Consider the following 22,611-nt stretch of genomic DNA (forward strand, 5'->3'; position numbering starts at 1 on the left):
TCGTGGGCGGTCCGGCCGCCAGGCCGTTCTTTGAAGCGTTATCGATACAGACATGTCAGATCAGCAGAACACCACTCCCGAGACCAGCGGCTACGGCGCTGACTCGATCAAGATGCTCAAGGGGCTGGAGGCCGTGCGCAAGCGCCCCGGCATGTATATCGGCGACACGTCCGACGGCACAGGCTTGCACCACATGGTGTTCGAAGTCGTGGATAACGCCATCGACGAAGCCCTGGCCGGCCATTGCGACGATATCGTCGTGACGATCCACACCGACAATTCCATTTCGGTCACCGATAACGGCCGGGGCATCCCGACCGATATCCACAAGGAAGACGAATTCCACCGCAGCGCGGCCGAAATCGTCATGACCGAGCTGCACGCCGGCGGCAAGTTCGACCAGAACTCCTACAAGGTGTCCGGCGGCCTGCACGGCGTGGGCGTGTCCTGCGTGAACGCCCTGTCCGAATGGCTGCGCCTGACCATCCGCCGCAACGGCGAAGTGCACCAGATGGAATTCCGCCAAGGCGAGCGCGTCGCGCCCCTGGCAGTGACCGGCACGACCGACAAGCGCGGCACCGAAGTGCGCTTCCTGGCCGACCCGCTGATCTTCAACAATATCGAATACCACTACGAGATCCTCTCCAAGCGCCTGCGCGAGCTCTCGTTCCTGAACAACGGCGTGAAAATCCGCCTGGTTGATCAGCGCCAGGGCAAGGAAGAGAACTTTGCGTTCTCGGGCGGCGTGAAGGGTTTCGTCGAATACATCAACCGCGCCAAGACCGTGCTGCATCCGAACGTGTTCTCGGTCAGCACCGAGTCCGCGGCCGGCGGCGTGTCGGTCGGCGTGGAAGTGGCGATGCAGTGGAACGACAGCTACAGCGAAAGCGTGCTGTGCTTCACCAACAACATTCCGCAGCGCGACGGCGGCTCGCACTTGACGGGCCTGCGCGCGGCCATGACGCGCATCCTGAACAAGTACATCGCCGACAACGAGCTGGCCAAGAAGGCCCGGGTCGAGACGTCCGGCGACGACATGCGCGAAGGCCTGGCCTGCGTGCTGTCGGTGAAGGTGCCCGAGCCCAAGTTCAGCAGCCAGACCAAGGACAAGCTGGTTTCCAGCGAAGTTCGTCCGGCCGTTGAAGAGGCCGTGGCCCGCACGCTGGAAACCTGGCTGCTGGAACACCCGAACGACGCCAAGGCGCTCTGCAACAAGATCGTCGAAGCCGCCCGCGCCCGCGAGGCCGCGCGCAAGGCGCGCGAGATGACGCGCCGCAAGAGCGTGCTGGAAGGCGCCGGCCTGCCCGGCAAGCTGGCCGATTGCCAGGAAAAAGATCCGGCGCTGTGCGAGCTGTACATCGTCGAGGGCGACTCCGCAGGCGGCTCGGCCAAGCAAGGCCGCGACCGCAAGTTCCAGGCCATCCTGCCGCTGCGCGGCAAGGTGCTGAACGTCGAGAAGGCGCGCTTTGACCGCCTGATCGCCAGCGAGCAGATCGCCACGCTGATCACGGCGCTGGGCACCAGCATCGGCCCCGATTTCAACGTGGACAAGCTGCGCTATCACCGCCTGATCATCATGACCGACGCGGACGTGGACGGCGCGCACATCCGCACCCTGCTGCTGACGCTGCTGTATCGCCAGATGCCCGAACTGGTGCAGCGAGGCTATGTGTATATCGCCCAGCCGCCGCTGTACAAGGTCAAGGTCGGCCGCGACGAACGCTATCTGAAGGACGACCAGGAAGAAGCGCAGTTCATGCTGCAGCTGGCGCTGAAGGATGCCGAGATTATCTCGGGTGGCAACATCATCCGCGGCGAAGAACTGACCGATCTGGCCAGCCAATACGTGGCGGCTGACGGCGTCATCGCACGTTTGGCGAAGGTATTTGACGTGGGCGCGCTGTCGGCCATGGCCGAAGGCGTTGAGATCAACCTGGAATCGGCTGAATCCACCGCCGACTCCGCCAAGCGCTTGGCTGACGCCATGCGTGACCCGGTCAGCGGCAACGGCGTGGAAGTGGTGCCGCAGTTCGACGAGGCCACCGAACGCCATCGCCTGTCGGTGCAGCGCATGCACCACGGCAACGTGCGCGTCAGCATCATCGACGCCGACTTCGTCAACGGTTCGGACTACGCCGTCCTGTCCAAGGCGGCCAAGAGCTTCCTGGGCAAGGTCGGTTCGCGTTCGCTGGCCGCGCGCGGCGAAGGCGAAAAGCGCAAGGAACAGACGGTGTCGGATTTCCGCGAAGCCATGCAATGGCTGCGCAGCGAAGCCGACCGCAGCATCTCGAAGCAACGCTACAAGGGCCTGGGTGAAATGAACCCGGAACAGCTGTGGGAAACCACGATGGACCCGAAGGTGCGCCGCCTGCTGCGCGTGCAGATCGAGGACGCCATTGCGGCCGACGAGGTCTTCACCACCCTGATGGGCGATGACGTCGAACCGCGCCGCGCGTTCATTGAAGCGCACGCGCTGTCGGCGGGCAATATCGACGCCTGATCGCGAGCATCGCGTTCTTCGAAGGCCAGCCCGATCGGGCTGGCCTTCGCGTTTCTGGGTCTTGCCATGGGCCTTGCCACGGGCCTAGGCAGGGCCTTCAGCGCTGCGGCCGCGCCTTCAGGTCCGCCATTTCTTCCTGCATGAGTTGATGGGCGTAGCGCGAGAAGACGCTGACCAGACGCGTGCGCGTGTGGTACGGCGGGTATAGCAGCGCGACCGTGACCGCCACGGCCGGGCTGAATGGCCGGACTTCGACTCCGTTGGCCTCGTATTCCTCGCGCGCGGCCAGCGGATTGATCAGCGCCACGCCCAGGCCCGCGCCGACCAGGGCGCAGACCGATGAGCCCAGCCCGGCCTCGGCCACCGTATGGCGTTCCACCTTGGCGGACTTGAAGACCGCGTCGATCCGTTCGCGCAGCGGCGTGCCGCTGGGGAAGGCGATGAAGGGCTCACCCGCAAAGTCCGCCGGCTTGAGTTTTTTCAGCTTGGTCAGGCGGTGTCCCTTGGGCAGCACGGCCACGCAATTCATCGTCAGCACGGGCTCGACCTGGATGCCAGGCGTCTCGCCCGAAAGCATGGCCAGTCCGGTGTCGCAGAACCCTGAACTGATCCAGTTGTGCACGGTGCTGGCGTTGCCGGAATGGATGGAGACCATGACGTCCGGGTATTCCGTCTTGAAGGCCGCGACGATGCGCGCCAGCAGGCCGCCGGCCAGGCGCGGCATGGCGGCCACGCTCAGGCGGCTGGCGCTGAAGGAGCGGATGCTGGCCGCGGCCGATTCCAGGCCGGCCAGGCCGATGAACGTCTTTTCCACTTCCTGAAAGAAGCGCGATCCGTCCTGCGTGGGGCTCAGGCGGCTGCCGTTGCGGTCGAACAGGGGGAACTGGGTGATGGCTTCCAATTGCGCAATTAAGCGGCTAACGTGCGGCTGCGAGGTATGCACGCGGCGCGCGGCGGCGGTCATGGAACCGGTCATCATGACGGCGCGGAACGCTTCGATGTGTCTTAAGCCCATCCGTGGAATGGCCATATCAAATCCGTATAGAGGAATACCCGATTGGAACTGGATAAAACCATACTGCTAGTTGATACTTTTTGCCAGCCGCGGGGCTCATCGCGGGACGCGGCGGTTATCCAACAGTCTGGAGCCGCCGATCGTGAACATAAACACGCGCCGCACGCACGGCGCCAAGGGAATCAGATGAAAGCACTAGCCGCGATGTCCGTCGCCGCCGCCCTGCTGGGCAGCGCCGCGTCCGCTCACGCCGAAGGTCCCAGCCGCCTGGACAAGATCCGGGAAACCGGCGTCATCACCCTGGGCCACCCCGAAACCTCGGTTCCGTTCGCCTATCTGGACGGCAACCAGAAGCCGATCGGGTACACGGTGGAGATCTGCCAGGAAGTCGCCCAATACGTGAAAGCCGCGCTGAAGCTGCCCAAGCTTGAAGTCCGCTACAACCCGACGACGTCCGCCACGCGCATCCCGCTGCTGGCCAACGGTACGATCGACCTGGAATGCGGCAACACCACCAACAACGAAGCCCGCCACAAGCTGGTGTCCTTCGCGCCCACGACCTTCGTGGCGCAAGTGGTGCTGGTGGCGCGCAAGGACGGCGGCGTGGACCCCAACGACCTGAGCTCCTTCCGCGGCAAATCCATCGCCGCGCAAGCGGGCGGACAGACGTTCAAGCTGATCTCGCAACTCAACGCGCAAGGCAATCTGGGCATCTCGATGGCGCCCACCAAGGACACGGCCGAAACCATCCTGATGGTGGAATCGGGCCGCGCCGCGGGCTCGGCCAACGATGACGGCATCGCCTACGGCGCCGTGGCGTCGTCCAAGAACCCCGATGCTTTCGTGATCGGCACCAAAGGCCTGGAAATGGCGCCGTACGGCATCATGGAGCCCAAGGACGACCCCGCCTTCAAGAAGGTGGTGGACGACGCCGTGCTGGACCTGATCAAGACCGGCAAGGTTGCGGCGCTGTACGACAAGTACTTCAATTCGCCGATTCCGCCCAAGCAGATCAACCTGAAGTACCCGATGAGCGACGCCCTGAAGCGCGCGCTGGCCAAGCCGACCGATTCGGGCGACCCCAAGGTGTACGAGTAACGCTGGGTTTGCGCGGGGCGCGGGGCGCTCCGCGGCGCACATCGGGGTAAGGACACCGGCTGCCTGGCGCGGCCGGTGCCGCGATCAAGGGCACGGGCATGAATTACAACTGGAGTTGGAGCGTCTTCCTGGAGATGTCGCCGGACGGCGTGCATACCTTCCTGGAAACGATCCTGATCGGCGTGGGATGGACGCTGGCGCTGGCCCTGACGGCCTGGGTCTTTTCGCTGTTGCTGGGATCCTGGCTGGCCGTGATGCGCACGGCGCAGTCCCGTCCGATGAACGCCATCGGCGCCACGTACGTGGAGATATTCCGCAATGTGCCGCTGCTGGTTCAGATGTTCCTGTGGTATTTCGTGCTGCCCGAACTGCTTCCGCACGCGTGGGGCCTGGCCATGAAGCAGATGCCGCAGCCGTGGGGGCAGTTCGTGCCCGCCGTGCTGTGCCTGGGGTTTTATGGGGCGGCGCGGGTGGCAGAGCAGGTGCGCGCCGGCATACAGTCCTTGCCGCGCGGCCAGTTCCAGGCGGGCACCGCGCTGGGCCTGACCGAGGCGCAGGTCTACCGCCACATCATCCTGCCTGAAGCCTTCCGCATCGTGCTCCCGCCCTTGACGTCCGAATTCATGGGCACCATCAAGTATTCGTCGGTGGCGCTGACGATCGGCCTGCTCGAACTGACCGGACAGGCGCGCTCCATGCAGGAGTTCAGTTTCCACATTTTCGAGGCGTTCTCGGCCGCGACGGTCATCTATCTGATCCTCAACGGCATCGTCGTGCTGGGCATGCGCATGCTCGAACGCCACGTCGCGGTTCCCGGATTGATCGGTTCGGCGGCCAGGAATGGCCCTGCCGGCCAGGGACGCTAGGGAACCGGCATGGGCAAATTCGATTTCGACGTTATCTGGACCGCGCTGCCGTACCTGTTCCAGACGGGCATGACGTTCACGCTGACGCTGACCGCGCTGGCGGCGGTGATGGGGCTGGCGTTGGGCACGCTGCTGGCGATGATGCGGCTGTCGCGCTTCAAGGTGCTGTCGGTGCCCGCGGGCATCTACGTGAATGTGATGCGGTCGATCCCGTTGCTGTTGGTGATCTTCTGGTTCTACTTCCTGGTGCCTTACATCGCCGCGTGGATCGTGGGTTCACCCACGCCGCTGCGGGTGGGGGCGTTCAATTCCGCGGTCATCACCTTCACGCTGTTCGAGGCCGCGTACTTCTGCGAAATCATGCGCGCGGGCATTCAGTCGATCGCGCGCGGCCAGGTGTCGGCCAGCATGGCGCTCGGCCTGAACCACTGGCAGGGCATGCGCTACGTGGTGCTGCCGCAGGCCTTCCGCAACATGGTGCCGGCGCTGCTGACGCGCGTCATCATCCTGTTCCAGGACACCTCGCTGGTCTATGTGCTGTCGTTGACGGACTTCCTGGGCGCGGCGTCCAAGATCGGCCAGCGCGACGGGCGGCTGGTGGAGCTTTATCTCTTCGTGGCGGTGGTGTATTTCGTGATTTGCTTCACGGCATCGCGTCTGGTCAAACGGCTGGAAAAGCGCACGCGGGTGCTGCGCTGAGCCGCCCGTTGCGGCCCCCTAGTCATACACAGGTTCAACGATGCAACTCTCTTCGAATCCCCCGATGATCGAGATCCGGCAGGTCAGCAAGTGGTACGGCGACTTCCAGGTGCTGGACGAATGCTCGGCCACCGTGCGCCGTGGCGAGGTCGTCGTGGTGTGCGGGCCGTCCGGTTCCGGCAAGTCCACGCTGATCAAGACCGTGAATGCCCTGGAACCCTTCCAGAAGGGCGATATCGTGGTCAACGGCGTTTCGGTGGGCGACCCGCGCACCAACCTGCCCAAGCTGCGCGCGGTGGCCGGCATGGTGTTCCAGCACTTCGAGCTGTTTCCCCATCTGTCCGTGACCGAGAATCTGTGCCTCGGCCAGGTCAAGGTGCTCAAGCGCGGCAAGGACGAAGCGCGCCAGCGCGCGCTGGCGCTGCTCGAGCGCGTGGGCCTGTCGGCGCACAAGGACAAGCACCCGGGCGAGCTCTCGGGCGGCCAGCAGCAGCGGGTGGCGATTGCCCGCGCGCTGTCGATGGACCCGGTCGTGATGCTGTTCGACGAACCCACGTCGGCGCTGGACCCCGAGATGGTCAACGAAGTGCTGGATGTGATGACCGACCTGGCTGGCGAAGGCATGACGATGATGGTCGTCACCCACGAGATGGGATTCGCCCGCCGCGTCGCCGACCGTGTGATCTTCATGGACGGCGGCAAGATTGTGGAGGACTGCCCCAAGGAGCAGTTCTTCGGCAATGTAGAGGAGCGTGCCCCGCGTACGCGCCAGTTTCTTTCCAAAATTCTGCAGCATTGAAAGCCATGACCCAGCGGAACCCCGCCGCCCTCCCAAGCCCGCCCGTCGACCTGCGCAGCGATACGGTCACCCACCCCACCGCGGCCATGTACGAGCGCATGCGCACCGCGCCGATTGGCGACGACGGCCTGGATGGCGACCCCACCGTGCGCGCGTTGGAAACCCACGTGGCAGCCTGCCTGGGCAAGGAAGCCGGGCTGTTCGTGCCCAGTTGCACCATGGCCAACCTGCTGGCCGTGCTGGCGCAGACCCAGCGCAGCGAGCAGGTGGTGCTGGAATCGTCCGCCCACATGTATACGTCTGAGCGGGGCGCGGCCACGTTCACCGGCTTGTTCTACCAGGGCGTGTCCGGCGCCGATGGCGCGATGGACCTGAACCGCCTGGAAGACGCGCTGGAGGCCGGCGGGCACAAACTGAAGACATCGCTCGTGGCCATGGAGACCTCGCACAACAATGCGGGCGGCGCGGTGCTGCCGCTGGACCATATGCAGGCCGTGTACGGCATGGCCCGCGCGGCCGGCGTGTCCGTGCACCTGGATGGCGCGCGCCTGTTCAACGCGGCCGTGGCGCTGGGTGTGCCGCCGGCAGACATCGGGCGCCATGCGGACACAGTGTCCCTTTGCCTGTCCAAGGGGCTGAGCGCGCCGGTAGGCGCGGTGCTGGCGGGCAGCCAGTCCGTCGTGGCCAAGGCGCGCGTGTTGCGCCGGATGCTGGGAGGCACGCAGCGTCAGTCGGGGATCATGGCGGCGGCGGGCCTGGAAGGCGTGCAGGCCATGGGCGAACGGCTGGCCGAGGACCACGTCCGCGCACGCCGCCTGAGCGATGGCATCAACCGGCTGGCGCCGGCGCTGACGGCGACCGTGCCGCAAACCAATATCGTGCAGGTCGAGACCGCCGACACCGGCATGAGCAATGCTGAGTGGGTCGCGGCGCTTCAGGCCGAAGGCGTGCTGACCCGTCCGTGGGGCCGCACGCGGCTGCGTTGCGTGACGCACCGGCATATCGACGACGACGGCGTCGATGCGGCCGTGCGGGCCTTTGCCACCGTGTTGAACGGCCGCTGATTCAGGATATTTTGGGGTGCGCGATGCGATAATGCCGCATGTCCAGCACCCACCTTTCCCGAAAAGACTATCTCTGCGCATTGGCGGTCGTAGTCATCTGGGGTCTGAATTTCGTTGTCATGAAAGTCGGCATGCGGGGCTTGTCCCCCATGATGCTGGGCGCCCTGCGGTTCGCGCTGGCCGCCTTCCCTCTCATTCTCTTCGTGCGCATGCCGCGGCTGCCGTGGCACTGGATCGCGGCCTATGGGCTGGTGCAGGGCCTGGGCCAGTTCGGCCTGCTCTTCACGGCACTGAAGTTCGGCATGCCTGCCGGCATGGCCTCGCTGGTCATCCAGACCCAGGCGTTCTTCACGCTGCTGCTGGCGGCGCCGGTGCTGCATGAGCACGCGCGGCGCCATCACTGGATCGGGTTGGGCGTGGCCGCGCTGGGTCTGGCGGTCATTGCCGGGGGGCGCGGCGAAGGGCCGGACCAGATGACGATGCTGGGCTTCGTGTTGACGCTTGGCGGCGCATTCATGTGGGCCGTGTCGAACATGATCGTGCGGCTGGCCAGCCGCAAGGCGCCCGGCTACGACCCGTTTGCATTCATCGCCTGGAGCAGCGCCGCGCCCGTGCTGCCCTTCCTGTTGCTGGCGGTGCTGATCGACGGCTGGGAGCCCGTGGTGGGCATGGTGACGGGCATGGGCTGGGGCGAGGCGCTGTCGGTGCTTTACCTGGCGGTGCTGGCCACGCTGCTGGCCTATACCCTGTGGACGCAGTTGCTGACGCGCCACCCGGCCGCGAAGGTGGCGCCGTTCTCGTTGCTGGTCCCGGTGGTGGGACTGTGGGCCGCGTCCATGGCGTTTGACGAACGGTTGCAGCCCTTGCAGTGGCTGGGCGCGGCATGCGTGCTGGCGGGACTGGTCATCAACCAGGTCGGCGGACGCTGGCTGCGCACCCGCTGAATTTCCGCCACGGCTACCGGCCGCGTTTCAACGCTTCGGCGGATCGGACTACGTCAAATTTCCTAGGGACGTTGGCACCCTAGAGTTGTTCGAAGCGGATGTAACGCTTATCGGTGTACTCCCGGCGCGTGGTCATCTCGGTGACGTACGCGCCCGGGGGGCCGCGCCTCAGCCACTCCAACATGTGATCCACCTGGTCCGGCGTGCCCTGAATCAGGGCTTCCACCGTGCCGTCCAGCATGTTCTGCACCCAGCCCCTCGCCCCCAGCAAATGGGCGCGCCGCACCGTGGCGTGGCGATAACCCACGCCTTGCACCGTGCCGCTGACGGTGACGTGGACGGTTTCGAGATGGGAATCGGCTTTAGGGTCTTGCATGGGATGTCCTTCGGATGATGTGCCGCGCGCCGCGAGGTACGTAGGCGGAACCGGCTACAGCGGATGGTCTATAGGCCCGGCGGGCTTCGAAGCGATACGTTAGAGCACATGTCAAAACGTGCCAGCGGAAACGCCCACTACTAGAGCTTGGAGAAGCCATTATGGAAGAGACCAGTTTGTTGTCGGAAGCCGAGACAGCGCGCTACAGGGATCAGGGCTACCTAGCCCTGAAGGATATGTGCCCGCAGGACGAAGTGGGGTATATCCGGCGAACCCTGCTCGACCTGTTCGCGAACAAGACCGGCTACAACGAAGGCGCGCAGTATGACTTCGTGAGCCGGGACGATCCGTCCAAGCCCGCCAAATTTCCTAGCCTGCACGATCCGCGCCATTATGCCCCGGGCATCCTGAAGACCGTGTATCACGAGCGTACGCTGGAGCTTGCCCGCCAATTGCTCGGCCCGCAAGCCGCGCTCTACGGCGAGCATGCCTTGCTCAAGCCGGGCCCGCACGGTCCCGAAACGCCCTGGCACCAGGACGAGGCCTTCCGGTCGCCGGACTTCATCTACAACGAACTCAGCATCTGGCTGGCGCTGCAGCCGGCCACGATCGAAAACGGCTGCATGCAGTTCATGCCCGGCTCGAACAAATGGGACGTGCTGGAGCATCGCTCGCCGGGGGGGGACAAGACCCTGCATCCGCTGGAATGCTGCGGTGATTTTCCGCGCGAGCAGGCGGTGGCCGAGCCGCTGGACCCGGGCGGCATCACCGTCCATGACGCCCGCACGCTGCATTTCACGGGCCCCAACACGTCACAGTCGCCGCGTCTGGCTTACATCCTCATCTACAACACGCCGCCGGTCTACAAGCCCGGGCGCCGCGAGTTTCCGTGGCTGGAAGGCCGCTGGACCGACAGCCAGACGCGCAAGAAGCAATGGCACAAGCGCGGCGGGCTGGCGGTGGACGTGATGCGGCGCCTGCCGGGCGCGCGGCTCACCAGCCCGCGCTGGGTAGCGTGGGCAACGATACGCGCGGTCAGCAAAGTGTGGCCGCGATAGGGCTGGGCGTGCAGGGGCCGTAGAGCCCTTGCGCAAGGGGGGCGAACGGGGCCGGCAAGCGACGCTTGCCGGCCTCGGCGCGTATACTGGGCGGCGCCGCGCGGCGTTTACGCCTGGCGCGGCGGCAAGGCTGCCCACGGCTGGCGGCCCTGAAGCAAAAAAACAAGTCGCAGCTAGCGCACCCCAACCATTCCACAGACCACTCCATGACCGCTAACCTTTCTACGATCACCTGCATCGAAGATTTGCGCGTTGTCGCGCAGAAGCGCGTGCCGCGCATGTTCTACGACTACGCCGATTCCGGCGCCTGGACCGAAGGCACGTACCGCGCCAATGAAAGCGACTTTCACAAGATCAAGCTGCGCCAGCGCGTGGCGGTGAACATGGAAGGCCGGTCGCTGCGCACCACCATGGTGGGCCAGGACGTGGTCATGCCGCTGGCGATTTCGCCTACGGGCCTGACCGGCATGCAGCATGCCGATGGCGAGATCCTGGCGGCCAAGGCGGCAGCCGATTTCGGCGTGCCGTTCACCCTGTCCACCATGAGCATCTGCTCGCTGGAAGACGTGGCGCAAGCCACCAAGAAGCCGTTCTGGTTCCAGCTCTACGTGATGCGCGACCGCGAATTCGTGGCCAACCTTATCGACCGCGCCAAGGCCGCTGGCTGCTCGGCGCTGGTCCTGACGCTTGACCTGCAGATCCTGGGCCAGCGCCACAAGGACATCAAGAACGGCCTGTCGACGCCGCCCAAGCCCACGCTGGCCAACCTGATCAACCTGGCGACCAAGCCGCGCTGGTGCATGGGCATGCTGGGGACCAAGCGCCGTACCTTCGGCAACATCGTGGGCCACGCCAAGGGCGTGAGCGACCTGTCGTCGCTGTCGTCCTGGACGGCCGAGCAATTCGATCCCCGCCTGAGCTGGGATGACGTGGAATGGATCAAGCAGCGCTGGGGCGGCAAGCTCATCATCAAGGGCATCCTCGACGTGGAAGACGCGCACCTCGCCGCCAATAGCGGCGCCGACGCGCTCATCGTCAGCAACCACGGCGGCCGCCAGCTTGACGGCGCCATGTCGTCGATCGCGGCCCTGCCGTCGATCGCGGACGCTGTCGGCTCGAAGATCGAAGTATGGATGGACGGCGGCATCCGCTCGGGCCAGGACATCCTGAAGGCCGTGGCGCTGGGCGCCCGCGGCACCATGATCGGCCGCGCCTTCCTGTATGGCCTGGGCGCATACGGCCAGGCTGGCGTGACCCGCACGCTGGAGATCCTGTACAAGGAAATGGACACGACGATGGCGCTGTGCGGCCGCCGCTCGATCGAGCCCGGCGACCGCAGCATCCTGCTGCCGGGCACGTATCCGAACTGAGTCACGCCCCGCGTGGGGACACGGCCCGGACAGCGATGTCCGGGCCGTATTTTTTGGGGCGCGCCCCGGCGGTTCAAGCGCCGTTGCCGGCTCCCAGGAACTGGCTGGGGCGACGCAAGGCCGGGTCGAAGGGGTTGATCTGCGCCCCGACGGCGTCGGCCTCGCGGCGCAGCATTTCCACGATCAGGGGCAGGCGTTCATCGCTGATGCGTTCAAGAGGGGCGGCCACGCTCAGGGCCGCGACGGTGACGCCGTTCGGGTCCTGGACCGGCACCGCCAGCCCCGCGATGTTGGGAAACACGCCTTGGCCCTGGCTGCGCGCATAACGCAGTTCCAGGCATTCCTTGATGCGCACCCGCATGGAAATCTCGTCCACGAAACCCAGGTGGTGCAGCCGCGGGATGTTGAAGCGGATAACTTCTTCGCGCTCGGCCTCGGGCAGGCTGGCCAGCAGCACCAGGCCGCCCTGGCCCATGCCCAGCGGCACACGGCCGCCGATATCGCCCGTGTGCGAGCGCACGGGGAAAGCGCCGTCCACGCGGTCCACGCATACGGCATCGAAGCCGCTGCGCACCAACAGGAAGATGGTGTCGTTAAGCATGCCGGACAAGCGCAGCAAGGCAGGCCGGTACAGGGTCCGCAGGCTTGACTGGTGATTGCCGGCGGCGGCGGCCAGGGAGAAGAAGGCCACGCTCAGTTGATAGCCCTTGCTTTGCGCCGGCTGTTCCACCACGCCTTCCTGCATCAGCCCCTGCAGCACGCGGTGCACGGTGGCCTGGGCCTGGCCGGTGCGGGCGGCGATATCGGTCAGGCGCAGCTTTTCGCCCTTGGCGTCGGCCAGCACGCGCAGCACGGCGAACGCGCGCTGCAACACGCCCAGGCCGCTGGATTCGTCGAGCGCTTCTGATTTCTTCATTATGTATTTCCGATAATCAAAATATCTAGTCGTATTTTTATCAGGAAATTCGATTGAATGGAAATACAGAACCAAAAATTCGATTCTTCGGAAAACCCTAATTGACCCGAAGTTTTGGCCACTTCTAGACTGCCCCATCGAACAAGCCTTCAGGGGCGCCCGAGCGGCGAACACCTGGCGGCGCAAGGCCCGCTAGGGCTACGGGGTTTGGAATATGTCATTTCTGCGGCTGGACGATGTCTCCAAGAACTACGGCGACCTGCGCGTCGTCTCCGACCTGAATCTGTCGGTTGAAAAGGGCGAGTTCGTTTCCCTGCTGGGGCCGTCGGGTTGCGGCAAGACCACCACCCTGCAGATGATCGCCGGCTTTGCCGACGTGACGCGAGGCTCGATCACGCTGGACGGGCGGGACATCACCCACGCCAAGCCGAACACGCGCGGCCTGGGCATCGTGTTCCAGAGCTATGCGCTGTTTCCGCACCTGACCGTCACGGACAACGTCGCCTTCGGCCTGAAGATGCGCAACGTGGAACGCGCCGAACGCCAGGATCGCGTGCGCGAGGCGCTGGCGCTGGTCAAGCTGGACAAGCATGCGGACCGGTTTCCGCGCGAACTCTCCGGTGGCCAGCGGCAACGCGTGGCGCTGGCGCGCGCGCTGGTGATCCGGCCGCCGGTGCTGCTGCTGGACGAACCCCTGTCCAACCTGGATGCCAAGCTGCGCGAAGAAATGCAGTTCGAACTGCGCGGCATCCAGCGCAAGATCGGGACCACCACCGTCATGGTCACGCATGACCAGGCCGAGGCCCTGTCCATCAGCGACCGCGTGGTCGTCATGCAGGACGGCCGCGCCACGCAGGTGGATGCGCCCTATCGCATGTACGAACATCCCCAAAGCGAGTTCATTTCGCGCTTCGTGGGCAAGACCAACCTGTTGCCGGGCCGCGTGGCGCGTTGCGGCGCGCAGGCCGAGGTCGAGACCGGCGCCCTGAGCGTGCTTGTCGACGGCGAAGGCCTGCGCCACGGCGACACCGTGCAGTTGTCGCTGCGGCCGGAAAAGCTGGTGCCCGTGCCGGCCGGACAAGGCAAGCTGGCCTGCGTCGTCAACACGCGCTATTTCCTGGGCAGCCAATGGATGTACGACCTGGATTCGCCGGTGGGCGCGCTGACCATCCTGACCCCTAACGACGGCCGCCGCCCGCACGACGACGGCGAGGCGATCGGCCTGGACTGGGCGGACGGCGTGCTGCGCGTATTGCGCGCACCCGCGGGCGCGGCGGCAGAGGCCTGACATGGCGACCCTGACGCAACGCGGCGGCGCGGCCGCCGCGGCCAAGCCGCGCAACGAAGGCATGCTGGCCATCCTGGGTTCCATCCCGCTGGCCATCGTGTTCCTGACGCTGGTGCTGACGCCGCTGGCGCTGACCTTCGTGTTGTCCTTCCGCCCGTTCGACTACGCCACCGGCATCCAGCCCGGCCACACCGTCGAACACTATCTGGCGGTGGTGACCGACAGCTACTTCCTGGAGATCTTCTGGCGCACTTTCTGGATCGCCGGCGTCACCACGCTGATCTGCGTGCTGATCGGCGCGCCCGAGGCCTACATCCTGTCACGCATGGGCAAGCCCTGGCGTTCGATCTTCCTGTTGGTGGTGCTGTCGCCGCTGCTGATTTCGCTGGTGGTGCGCGCCTTCGGCTGGAGCATGCTGCTGGGGCCGGGCGGCGCGATCGGCAAGGCCGCCGCCGCATTGGGACTGGGGCCGCTGCTGTATACGCCCACCGCGGTCATCATCGGCCTGGTGCACGTGATGCTGCCGTTCATGGTGATTCCCGTCTGGACGTCCCTCCAGAAGCTGGACCCCGCCGTCGAGCATGCCGCGCTGTCGCTCAATGCCTCGCGCTTCCAGACGCTGACACGCATCGTGCTGCCGCAAGCCATGCCCGGCATCCTGTCAGGCAGCCTTATCGTCTTCGGCCTGTCGGCAAGTTCGTTCGCCATTCCCGCGTTGCTCGGCGGACGTCGCCTGAAGATGGTGGCGACCGTGGTGTACGACGAGTTCCTGACCGAGCTCAACTGGCCGCTGGGCGCGGCCATCGCGATCGTGCTGCTGGTGGTCAACGTGATCATCATGATGGCGTACAACCGCGTCGTCGAACGCTCTTACCGCCGCAGCCTCGGCTGAGCCCGCGCAAGGAATCGAACATGCAAAAGAACGGTCCCATCGCGCTGGCGTTCAACTTCCTGGTGGTGGCGTTCGTGTTGGCGCCGCTGGTCATCGTATGCCTGGTCGCGTTCACGCCGGAGACGACGCTCACGGTGCCCACCACCGACTTCTCGCTGCGCTGGTTTCATGCGGTATTCGAGCATCCCAATTTCATGCAGGCCTTCAAGAACAGCCTGTGGCTGGCCTTCCTGTCGGCCAGCATCGCCGTGTGCCTGGCCGTGCCCGCGGCCATCGCCATCACGCGCTACCGCTTTCCTGGCCGCGACGTCCTGAACGGCCTGTTCCTGTCGCCCCTGATGATCCCGCACCTGGTGCTGGGCGTGGCGCTGCTGCGCTTTTTCGCGCTGATGGGCATGGCCGGCAGTTTCCCGTGGCTGGTGGCCAGCCATGTGGTCGTCATCACGCCTTATGTGATGCGGCTGGTGATCGGCGCGCTGGTGGGCTTTGACCGGTCCATCGAGCACGCGGCCCTGTCACTGGGCGCCAGCCGCGCCACCGTGTTCTTCCAGGTGACCTTGCCGCTCATCATCCCGGGCGTGTCGGGAGGCTGGCTGCTGGCCTTCATCAACAGCTTCGACGAATTGACGATGTCGGTGTTCATCACCGCCCCGTCGACGATCACGCTGCCCGTGCGCATGTACATGTACGCCACGGAGTCTATCGACCCGATGATGGCCGCGGTGTCCGCGTTGGTCATCGGGCTGACCGCCGTGACCATGCTGCTGCTCGACCGTGTGTATGGACTGGACCGTGTACTGGTGGGGCAGAAATGACGCCGCCGCCGATTGCCGCAAAGGGACCGATTGCGCCATGGCAATACTGAAACGCCTGGCCGAAACCGGCCGGCCTCCTTTGACGTTCACCTTTGACGGACGGGCCTGCACGGCCCTGGCCGGCGACACCGTGCTGACGGCCGTGCTGACGCAGGTCGACCATCTGCGCCATTCGGAATTCGGCGGCGCTCCGCGCGCGGGCTTCTGCATGATGGGGGCGTGCCAGGACTGCTGGGTACAACTTGAGGACGGCGACCGCGTGCGCGCCTGCTCCACTTACATCGAGCCGGGCATGCGTCTGCAAAGCGTTCCGCTGGCACCCGCGTCGACGCCGGGCTCGCTAGCGGCCACCGCCTGGCCCGAGGACGACGCGCCATGAGCAGGGTGATGCCTGTGATCGTCGGTGCGGGGCCCGCCGGCGTGCGCGCCGCGCAGGCGTTGGCCGCGCAAGGATTGCGGCCCGTGATCCTGGACGAAGGGCTGCGCCCCGGCGGGCAGATCTACCGGCAGCCGCCGCCCGGATTCTCCCGCCCGAAATCTGCTTTGTATGGCTTTGAGCATCGCAAGGCCGATGCCGTGCATCGCGCCATGGACAGTTTGTTGCCACAGGTGGAGTACCGTCCGGGCTGCCTGGTCTGGAACATCGAGGGTAAGACGCTGGACGTCCTGCGCGACGGCATCAGCACGTCGATTCCGTACACGCACCTGATCCTGGCCACGGGTGCCACCGATCGGGTGCTGCCGTTTCCCGGCTGGCTGACACCCGGCGTCTACACCCTGGGCGGGTCGCAAGTGGCCTTGAAGCACCAGGGTTGCGCGATCGGCTCCCGTGTGACGTTCATGGGGACCGGCCCCCTGCTCTATCTGGTGGCGTACCAGTACGCCAAAGCCGGCGCCCGGGTGGCCGCGGTGCTGGACACGTCGCGTTTCGGCGACCGTCTGGCGGCCCTGCCCGGCATGCTGCGCGCGCCCGCCCTGCTGGGCAAGGGGCTCTACTACATGGCATGGCTGCGCGCGCATGGCGTGCCGTTGCGTAGCGGCGTGCGTCCGGTTGCGGTGCAAGGCGATACGCGCGTCACGGGTCTTTCCTACAGCCAGGGCGGTCAGGTGCACACGGTGGACTGCGACGCGGTGGCCTATGGGTTGGGGCTGCGCTCGGAAACCCAGCTTGCCAGCCTGGCCGGATGTGAATTCGAATTCAATACCCGGGACCGTAACTGGGTCCCCCGCCGCGATGCGGCCGGGCGCAGCAGCGTGGCCGGTGTCTATGTGGCGGGAGACGGCGCGGCGATCGGCGGCGCCGATGCGGCCGAGCTGGCGGGCGAACGCGCGGCGCTGGCCTTGCTGGAAGACACGGGTCATGCGCACGATGCGCGGCGCGCGCGGGAGCTTGAGGCCGGGCTTGCCGCCAATGGGCGCGTGCGCGCGGCGCTAGAGCGCGCTTTTCCGTTCCCGGAAGACTGGGCCACCGGCATCGCCGACGATACGGTCATCTGCCGTTGCGAAGAGGTCTCCGCGGGCACGGTCCGCCAGGCCGTCCGCGAAACCGCCGCGCAGGAAATGAACCGGCTGAAGGCGCTGACGCGCGTGGGGATGGGACGTTGTCAGGGCCGCATGTGCGGCGCCGCGGCGGCCGAGGTGCTGGCGCATGCCGTCGGCTGCGCTCCGGCGGAAGTGGGGCGGCTGCGCAACCAACCACCGGTCAAGCCTGTCCCGGTGCGCGTGGTGTCCCTTGAGCGCCCGAAAAAGGTGTCGGCATGATCCAGCGGATCGATACCGAGGTTGCCATCATCGGCGGCGGCATCGTCGGCGGCAGCGCCGCGCTGTTCCTGCGCCGCCAAGGCATTCCCGTGGTGCTGCTGGAGGCCGCGCTGTGCGGCGCCAAGGCCAGCGGCGTGAACTATGGCGGCGTGCGCCGCCAGGGACGCGGGCTGGAACAGATGCCATTGACGCGGCGCGCGCACGAGCTGTGGGGCCAACTGCCGGAGCTGATCGGCATCGACGGGGAATACGTGCGGTCAGGCCATCTCAAGCTGGCCTGCTCGGAAGCGGACCTGGCCGCGCTGGAGGCCTACCGCGAGCGCACCCGAGGCTTTGGCATGCACCTGGAAATGCTGGACCGCCGGGCGCTGGCTCAGCGTTTCGGCTGGCTGGGCCGGCACGTCGCGGGCGGCTCGTTTTGTCCAGACGACGGTCACGCCAATCCGCGGCTCGTATCGCCCGCCTTTGCGCGCGCGGCCAGCGCCCTGGGCGCCGACGTGCGCGAGGGCGTGAGCGTGACATCCGCACGCCATGACGGGTTGCGCTTCATTGTGCGCGCGGGCGACGCGCTGGAAGTGCGGTCGCGCTACCTGCTCAATTGCGCGGGCGCCTGGGCGGGACGCTTCGCCGAGGGTTTCGGGGAAGCCGTTCCCGAAACCTCCATCCATCCCCTGATGATGGTGACCGAACCCCTGCCCGTGTTCATGAGCGTGAGCCTCGGCGTGCAGGGAGGCGGCATCTACGCGCGCCAGGTCGCGCGCGGCAACTGCGTGATCGGGGGCGGACGCGGCGTGTCCCTGGATCCCGATTTCGCCCGCCCCGGGCGCGCCAACCTGGGCACGCTGATGGCCAATGCCGCCAAGCTGCTGCCCGTGCTGCGCGGCGCGCAGGTCATCCGCTTCTGGACGGGCGTGGAAGGCAATATGCCCGACCACAACCCGGTGCTGGGCCCAAGCGCCACCGTGCCCGGACTGTTCCACGCATTCGGCCTGTCGGGCGCCGGTTTCCAGATCGGTCCCGCCGTGGGCGAGGTGCTGTCGGAACTGGTCGTCAACGGACATTCTTCCATTCCTATCGATGCCTTCCGCATTGAACGATACGCGGCCGCCGCTCACGGCGCCGTGGCTCGGCCTGAACGTGTTCGTGAGCAAACGCAGGAGTCACCATGATGGATAAGAAACAGGGCGCGAAGCGTCCGAGCAAGGGGAAACGGCTGCTGGGCGCGGCGGTGATGACGCTGCTGTCGGCCGGAGCCATGGCGCAGCAGAAGACGCTGTACGTGGGCATGAACGGCGGCGACATGGAGCGCGCTTTCACGCAACACGTGTTCCCGGAGTTCGAAAAGGCGAACAACGTCAAGGTCGTCGTCGTGCCCGGCACGTCGACCGACGTGCTGGCCAAGGCGCAGGCCTACAAGGACAAGCCCCAGATGCACGTCATGTTCCTGGACGACGGCATCATGGCGCGCGCCATTTCCATGGGCCTGTGCGAACAGCTGAATGATGATCCGGTGCTCAAGGAGCTTTACCCCACCGCCGTGATGAAGGACCGCATGGCGGCCGGCATCGACATCGGCATGACGGGCCTGGGCTACAACACCAAGATGTTCGCGGACAAGGGGTGGGCGCCGCCGACCTCGTGGATGGACCTGGCGGATCCGAAGTACAAGGGCAAGGTCGTGTTCCAGTCGGCGTCCGGCAGCACCTTCGGGCTGCATGGCTTCCTGATGTTCAACCGGATCGAAGGCGGCACCGATCAGAATTACGAGCCGGGCTTCAAGAAGTGGCCGTCCACCATCGGCCCCAACGTGCTGGAGTACATCCCCAACTCGGCCAAGCTTGCTGAAATGATCCAGTCCAATGAAGCTGCGATCTTCCCGCTGACGCCCACCGCCATCGCCCGCCTGAAGAAGCGCGACATCCCGGTGGAATACGCCCAGCCCAAGGAAGGTTCCGTCATCCTGATGGTGGGCGAATGCGTCATCGCCAAGAACAGCGAACCGGAACTGTCCCAGAAGCTGGCGCTGTATCTGCTGTCGGCGAAGGCCCAGGCGAAGGCGCTGGAGATGGGCGGTCATTTCCCGTCCAACAAGAACGTCCAGGCGCCTGCCGACAGCGTTGAAGCGCTCAAGCGCTTCCAAGGCTACATGGCGAACGCTAAGATCCTGGACTGGGATCAGATCAACGCGGCCCGGCCGGCCTTCAACGCCCGCTGGAACCGCACGGTCGAACGTTGACGGCAGCGCGGCGCGCCGCCTGTGGATAAACCGCAGGCGCGCCCCGCGCGGCACGGCCAGGGCGCACGCGCCCGCAGACAGGCAAGGACCAGCATGCGGCTCATCATCAACTCCGGCGGCCCCCAGGCAATCGACGAATGGCGCGCGCGGTTCGGCGCGTTCGCGCCCGAACTGGACGTGGTGGGCTGGCACGAGGACGTGGACCCCGCCAGCGTGGACTACGCACTGGTCTGGGCCCCGGACGCCGGCCGCCTGGCCACCTTCTCCAACCTGAAACTCATCATCAGCGCGGGCGCCGGCGTGGACCACCTCCTGGCCGACCCGGCGCTGCCCCGCCACCTGCCGATCGCGCGCATGGTCACCGCCCGCACGCAGACCGAAATGGCGGAATTCGTGCTCACCAGCGCGCTGATGCTCACCCGCGACATCAAGCGCATTGTGGAGAACCAGGCGCGCCGCCACTGGGAGCTGTTCGACTCCCTGCGCGTCGCCGCCGATGTGCGCGTGGGCATCATGGGCCTGGGCCACCTGGGCGTGGCGTCCGCCCAACTGCTGGCGCGCGTGGGCTTTCCCGTGAGCGGCTGGTCCCGCGGCGCCAGCACGCTGCCGAGCATGCCTTCATATGCAGGCCAAGAGCAATTCGGCGAATTCCTCGCCCACACCGACCTGCTCGTCTGCCTTCTGCCCGCCACCGACGCCACCCGCGGCATCCTCAACCGCGCCACGCTGTCCCAACTGCCCGCGGGCGCCAGCCTGATCAACGCCGGCCGCGGCTCGCACATGGTGACCCAGGACGTGATCGACGCGCTCGACAGCGGCCAGCTGCGCCAGGCCGTCCTGGACGTCTTCGAAACGGAACCGCTTCCGCCCGAGTCTCCCCTCTGGTCCCATCCGGGCATCATCGTCTCGCCGCACAGCGCCGCCATTCCCGACCGCAAGGAGCGGGCACGCCACACCGCACTGCTGATCGCCGCCAACGAACGCGGCGAACCGCTGCCCAACATCTACGACCCGGTGCGCGGGTATTGAATAGGCAGGGGTGATGCGTTGCGAAGGGCGTTTGCGGCAGACCCCATCGCGGGCCGCCGACTCGAAAAACCGCAAAATCCGCAAACCCGCCAAAGCTACATTGCCCTCCAAGGAGCAAGCATGAAGCCCGAGACCCGAACCCTCTACGCCCAACGCCTCGACCCGGTCCTGCGGTGGCTCGCCAGCAACCCCGATGCCGATCCCGACCTGCATCGGCTTGCCGACCTGGCCTGCCTGTCGCCGTATCACTTCCATCGCGTCTACCGCGCCATGGTGGGGGAGACGGTGAACGCCACGGTCCAGCGCATCCGCATGCATCGCGCAGCGGTCGCGCTGGCGGGCACGCAGGCGCCGCTGAGAGACGTTGCGCAACGCGCTGGATACGAATCGGACGCCGCCTTCAACCGGGCATTTGGCGCAGCCTTCGGCATCCCGCCGGGCCGGTATCGGGCGGCTCGCTCCCTCCCCCTCGACCCCAAGGAGTTTGCCATGTACCCCATCGCCATCGAGAACTTTCCCGGCGTCACGCTGGCCGTCCTGCCGCACCGCGGCGGCTACCAGGATATCGGGTCCACGTTCACCCGCGCCTTCATGCTGGCCGTCAGCCGTGGAATCGCCACGCCCGACGCCATCGGCTTTGGCGTGTACTTCGACGACCCCGAACAAGTGCCGGAAAGCCAGCTTCGTTCCCTGGCCGGCATGCCTGTCGAACCCGGCGAGGATCTGGGCGGAGAACTGGAGCGCTTCGAGATACCCGCTGGCCGCTGCGCCGTCCTGACCTACACGGGCCCCTACAACGAGATGGGCAAGCCCTACAACTGGATGTTCTCGGAATGGCTGCCCGCCAGCGGCATGGTGCCGGCCGATTTCCCGATGTTCGAACAGTATGTGAACGACCCGCGCATCACCCCGCCCGCGCAGTTGCAGACCCGCATCCATCTGCCCTTGAAATAAGCGGACGGGCCGCCCGCCCTACCCGAGCACGCCGGACAGGTACTGCCGCAGCCAGGCGTGCGCGGGATCGTCCTGGTAGCGTTCGTGCCAGTACAGCGACACCGCGATGGGCGGCAGCGTCAACGGCACCTTCTGGGTGACGATGCGCGCGCTGCCGGACATCGCCTTCGCGATACTGACGGGCATGGTCGCGATCAGATCCGAGCCTTCGACGATGAACGGGCATACCAGATAGCTGGACAGCGTGGCCACGATCTTGCGGCTGCGGTTCTGCCCCATCAGGATGCGATCGATCGCGGTGCTGAAATAGCGGGTGTGCGCGGCCAGGTCCAGGTGCCCATAGCTGAGGTACGCGTCCAGGTTCCAGCGCTTGCGCAGGCACGGATGCCCTTCGCGCACGATGCACACCGCCGGCTCCTGGTAGAGAAAGCGCGTGCGCAGGTCCGGCGCCGGATCGGGGAAATAGCCCGCGATCAACTCCACATGATTCGTGTCCAGCATGCTCAAGCCATGCTGCGGGCGCGCGGGCAGGATCTGGAGCTGGAAGTGAGGCGCATCCATCGCCAGCCTGGGGATCAGCTTGGGCAGCAAGGTGAACTGCACGTAATCGGTGGCATAGAGCGACAAAGTGCGCGAAGAATGCGCCGGGTCGAAGGCCTCGCGCGTGCGGGTCGCGCGGTGCCACCCTTCGAGCAGCGGCTTGAAATTCTGGTGCAGTTCCAAGGCGCGCAGCGTGGGCTGCCAGGCGCCGCCCTCGCGCACCAGCAGCGGATCCCCGAATAGCTGGCGCAGCCGGTTCATCGCCGCGCTCATCGCAGGCTGGCTGATGTTCAGCGCTTCCGCCGCCCGTGAAACGTTGCGGCAGGTCATCAGGGCATCGAAATGCAGAAGCAGATTCAGGTCCGGATTCTTCACAACCATGCACCTATAA

Annotated in this window: 22 protein-coding genes; 18 read left to right on the forward strand and 4 right to left on the reverse strand. The window is 66.0% G+C overall.

Annotated elements, in window-relative coordinates:
* The first annotated feature begins 52 nt into the window (after positions 1-52).
* Complete coding sequence (gyrB, locus tag ASE30_RS19835; RefSeq protein WP_057285997.1) at positions 53-2,500, forward strand: DNA topoisomerase (ATP-hydrolyzing) subunit B; 2,448 nt, start codon at positions 53-55, stop codon at positions 2,498-2,500.
* A 97-nt stretch (positions 2,501-2,597) separates the two neighbouring features.
* On the opposite strand, the gene ASE30_RS19840 is transcribed toward gyrB, so the two are convergent.
* A complete protein-coding gene (locus tag ASE30_RS19840; RefSeq protein ID WP_082601654.1) occupies positions 2,598-3,530 on the reverse strand; it encodes a LysR substrate-binding domain-containing protein in 933 nt (310 codons plus the stop codon).
* A 171-nt stretch (positions 3,531-3,701) separates the two neighbouring features.
* On the opposite strand from ASE30_RS19840, the gene ASE30_RS19845 reads away from it, so the two are divergent.
* The 6 genes from ASE30_RS19845 to ASE30_RS19870 all read left to right on the forward strand — a co-directional run bounded on the left by ASE30_RS19845 (position 3,702) and on the right by ASE30_RS19870 (position 8,985).
* Positions 3,702-4,613: an amino acid ABC transporter substrate-binding protein gene (locus tag ASE30_RS19845; RefSeq protein ID WP_057285999.1), complete on the forward strand. Its 912-nt coding sequence runs from the start codon at positions 3,702-3,704 to the stop codon at positions 4,611-4,613.
* Positions 4,614-4,711: 98 nt separating this feature from the next.
* Positions 4,712-5,479, forward strand: coding sequence for an amino acid ABC transporter permease (locus tag ASE30_RS19850; RefSeq protein WP_057286000.1), 768 nt, complete (start codon positions 4,712-4,714; stop codon positions 5,477-5,479).
* Between the two features lie 9 nt (positions 5,480-5,488).
* Entirely contained in the window at positions 5,489-6,178 is a 690-nt protein-coding gene (locus ASE30_RS19855) for an amino acid ABC transporter permease (RefSeq protein WP_057286001.1), read from the forward strand.
* Positions 6,179-6,242: 64 nt separating this feature from the next.
* Positions 6,243-6,977, forward strand: coding sequence for an amino acid ABC transporter ATP-binding protein (locus ASE30_RS19860; protein WP_057286002.1), 735 nt, complete (start codon positions 6,243-6,245; stop codon positions 6,975-6,977).
* Between the two features lie 5 nt (positions 6,978-6,982).
* The gene (locus ASE30_RS19865; RefSeq protein ID WP_057286003.1) at positions 6,983-8,041 is read left to right on the forward strand and encodes a low specificity L-threonine aldolase; all 1,059 of its coding nucleotides are present in this window, start codon (positions 6,983-6,985) and stop codon (positions 8,039-8,041) included.
* 38 nt (positions 8,042-8,079) lie between these two features.
* Positions 8,080-8,985 carry an EamA family transporter gene (locus ASE30_RS19870; RefSeq protein WP_057286004.1) on the forward strand — a complete coding sequence of 302 codons (906 nt, stop codon included), beginning with the start codon at positions 8,080-8,082 and terminating at the stop codon, positions 8,983-8,985.
* Between the two features lie 79 nt (positions 8,986-9,064).
* Here ASE30_RS19870 and ASE30_RS19875 read toward each other — a convergent pair whose 3' ends face one another.
* A complete protein-coding gene (locus tag ASE30_RS19875) occupies positions 9,065-9,361 on the reverse strand; it encodes an acylphosphatase (RefSeq protein ID WP_057286005.1) in 297 nt (98 codons plus the stop codon).
* Between the two features lie 161 nt (positions 9,362-9,522).
* On the opposite strand from ASE30_RS19875, the gene ASE30_RS19880 reads away from it, so the two are divergent.
* Together ASE30_RS19880 and ASE30_RS19885 are read left to right on the forward strand one after the other, a co-directional pair.
* Entirely contained in the window at positions 9,523-10,419 is an 897-nt protein-coding gene (locus tag ASE30_RS19880) for a phytanoyl-CoA dioxygenase family protein (protein WP_057286006.1), read from the forward strand.
* A 206-nt stretch (positions 10,420-10,625) separates the two neighbouring features.
* On the forward strand, positions 10,626-11,789 hold the full coding sequence (locus ASE30_RS19885) for an alpha-hydroxy acid oxidase (RefSeq protein WP_057286308.1): 1,164 nt from the start codon (positions 10,626-10,628) through the stop codon (positions 11,787-11,789).
* Between the two features lie 73 nt (positions 11,790-11,862).
* Here ASE30_RS19885 and ASE30_RS19890 read toward each other — a convergent pair whose 3' ends face one another.
* Positions 11,863-12,705, reverse strand: coding sequence for an IclR family transcriptional regulator (locus tag ASE30_RS19890; protein ID WP_057286007.1), 843 nt, complete (start codon positions 12,703-12,705; stop codon positions 11,863-11,865).
* A gap of 214 nt (positions 12,706-12,919) precedes the next feature.
* Here ASE30_RS19890 and ASE30_RS19895 point away from each other — a divergent pair, with 214 nt between their 5' ends.
* From ASE30_RS19895 to ASE30_RS19935, 9 genes are all read left to right on the forward strand, one after another.
* Complete coding sequence (locus tag ASE30_RS19895; RefSeq protein WP_057286008.1) at positions 12,920-13,993, forward strand: ABC transporter ATP-binding protein; 1,074 nt, start codon at positions 12,920-12,922, stop codon at positions 13,991-13,993.
* A gap of 1 nt (position 13,994) precedes the next feature.
* Positions 13,995-14,885, forward strand: a complete 891-nt coding sequence (locus tag ASE30_RS19900; RefSeq protein WP_057286009.1) for an ABC transporter permease — start codon at positions 13,995-13,997, stop codon at positions 14,883-14,885.
* A gap of 20 nt (positions 14,886-14,905) precedes the next feature.
* Positions 14,906-15,700 carry an ABC transporter permease gene (locus tag ASE30_RS19905; RefSeq protein WP_057286010.1) on the forward strand — a complete coding sequence of 265 codons (795 nt, stop codon included), beginning with the start codon at positions 14,906-14,908 and terminating at the stop codon, positions 15,698-15,700.
* A 37-nt stretch (positions 15,701-15,737) separates the two neighbouring features.
* Positions 15,738-16,079: a (2Fe-2S)-binding protein gene (locus ASE30_RS19910; protein ID WP_057286011.1), complete on the forward strand. Its 342-nt coding sequence runs from the start codon at positions 15,738-15,740 to the stop codon at positions 16,077-16,079.
* The gene (locus ASE30_RS19915; protein ID WP_057286012.1) at positions 16,076-17,461 is read left to right on the forward strand and encodes an NAD(P)/FAD-dependent oxidoreductase; all 1,386 of its coding nucleotides are present in this window, start codon (positions 16,076-16,078) and stop codon (positions 17,459-17,461) included. Before ASE30_RS19910 ends, ASE30_RS19915 begins: the two co-directional genes overlap by 4 nt.
* The gene (locus tag ASE30_RS19920; RefSeq protein ID WP_057286013.1) at positions 17,458-18,630 is read left to right on the forward strand and encodes an FAD-binding oxidoreductase; all 1,173 of its coding nucleotides are present in this window, start codon (positions 17,458-17,460) and stop codon (positions 18,628-18,630) included. The genes ASE30_RS19915 and ASE30_RS19920 overlap by 4 nt, the downstream gene beginning before the upstream one ends.
* Complete coding sequence (locus ASE30_RS19925) at positions 18,627-19,697, forward strand: ABC transporter substrate-binding protein (RefSeq protein ID WP_057286014.1); 1,071 nt, start codon at positions 18,627-18,629, stop codon at positions 19,695-19,697. Before ASE30_RS19920 ends, ASE30_RS19925 begins: the two co-directional genes overlap by 4 nt.
* 93 nt (positions 19,698-19,790) lie before the next feature.
* On the forward strand, positions 19,791-20,726 hold the full coding sequence (locus ASE30_RS19930) for a glyoxylate/hydroxypyruvate reductase A (RefSeq protein WP_057286015.1): 936 nt from the start codon (positions 19,791-19,793) through the stop codon (positions 20,724-20,726).
* A 120-nt stretch (positions 20,727-20,846) separates the two neighbouring features.
* Complete coding sequence (locus ASE30_RS19935; protein WP_057286016.1) at positions 20,847-21,680, forward strand: GyrI-like domain-containing protein; 834 nt, start codon at positions 20,847-20,849, stop codon at positions 21,678-21,680.
* A gap of 18 nt (positions 21,681-21,698) precedes the next feature.
* Here the strand turns inward: ASE30_RS19935 and ASE30_RS19940 are convergent, their stop codons facing one another.
* Positions 21,699-22,601, reverse strand: coding sequence for a LysR family transcriptional regulator (locus ASE30_RS19940; protein WP_200964453.1), 903 nt, complete (start codon positions 22,599-22,601; stop codon positions 21,699-21,701).
* Positions 22,602-22,611: the final 10 nt, after the last annotated feature.

The organism is Achromobacter sp. Root83 (genome assembly GCF_001428845.1).
Lineage (GTDB): Bacteria > Pseudomonadota > Gammaproteobacteria > Burkholderiales > Burkholderiaceae_B > Achromobacter.